General features: G+C 55.9%; 1 protein-coding gene and 1 pseudogene. Both read left to right on the top strand.

Translation table 11 applies throughout. The annotated features are described in order from the left end of the window. On the top strand, positions 1 to 136 hold a 136-nt coding region (locus tag ACFHWW_RS33800), incomplete at its 5' end, for a zincin-like metallopeptidase domain-containing protein (RefSeq protein WP_379943708.1). Positions 137 to 373: 237 nt separating this feature from the next. After that, positions 374 to 1,241: pseudogene (gene repA, locus ACFHWW_RS33795) on the top strand (plasmid partitioning protein RepA); the annotation flags it as partial.

The following is a 1,241-nucleotide window of genomic DNA, read 5'->3' as shown; positions in this document are numbered from 1 at the left end:
CGACAATACCGCCACCTATCTGGAAAGCTGGCTCAAGGTGTTGAAGAACGACAAGCGGGCGATCATCACCGCGGCCGCGAAGGCCCAGGCAGCAGCCGACTATCTGCACGGGCTGCAAATGGCGCCGTCGCAGTGATTGGCCGGACCTTAGGTTAGTTTCGCGCTTGAATCGAAGGTGTCTGTGAATGTTGCCGCTACGGCGGCAACCATTTTCGAGCCAGACTGCTATTCCATTGGAGTTGGCCATGGCCAACTTTTATGTTTGCTGGGTATGTAAACGGCCGCGTTGCCGAGATATCCGAATCATGGCATCTTCCGATACGCTTTTTACGGGAAAGACGCATAGAAAGCGCATCGGAAGGAAATACCTCACGTGAATGTTCAAAACGTCTCAACGACAGATGTCCGCATTGAGCGGCACGCGAAACAGCTTTCCAGACAGCTGAAGCTTCTGCGTGAGCGCTTGTTTCCGCCGCTATCGCAGAAGACACTCAGAACGTTCACATCTGGTGAAGCTGCCCAGATGGTAGGTGTCTCCGACGGGTATCTCCGACAACTCTCGATCGATGGCAAGGGCCCGACGCCGGAGGTCTCGTCAAACGGCAGGCGGTCCTACACCCTTGCTCAAATAAACGAGCTGCGCCACCACATGGCATCGATAAAGCCGAAGGACGCCCTCACCTATCTCCCTCGAAGGCGGCCCGGCGAGAAGCTTCAGACGATTGCGGTTACGAATTTCAAGGGTGGATCTGCGAAGACCACGACTACGTTATACCTGGCTCAATATCTTGCCCTGGCCGGTTATCGGGTGCTTGCGGTCGATCTCGATCCGCAAGCCTCATTGACGTCCATGCTTGGGGTGCAGCCGGAGTTTGATGTCGACGACGGGGAGACGCTTTATGGAGCGATTCGGTACGATGAGAAGCGGCGGCCGCTGAAGGAGATCATCAGAAAGACCTATTTCGACGGTCTCGACCTCGTGCCCGGAAATCTTGAGCTCATGGAGTACGAGCATGATACCCCACGGGCGTTGAACGCGCGCTCACGAAATGGAGAAGTGTTCTTTAAGCGGGTGGGAGCGGCGATTGCGGAGGTTGAACAGGACTACCACCTGGTGGTTATAGACTGCCCGCCGCAGCTCGGGTAACTGACGCTGGGCGCGGTCTGTGCCGCCACCTCTCTTCTCATCACACTTAACCCTCAAATTGTTGACGTCTCTTCGCTGTCGCAGTTTCTGCTCA

It is taken from the genome of Sinorhizobium sp. P24N7, from assembly GCF_042436655.1.
Lineage (GTDB): Bacteria > Pseudomonadota > Alphaproteobacteria > Rhizobiales > Rhizobiaceae > Sinorhizobium > Sinorhizobium meliloti_A.
Note: the sequence above shows the minus strand (reverse complement) of the source record. Positions and strands in the feature narration are given on the sequence as shown.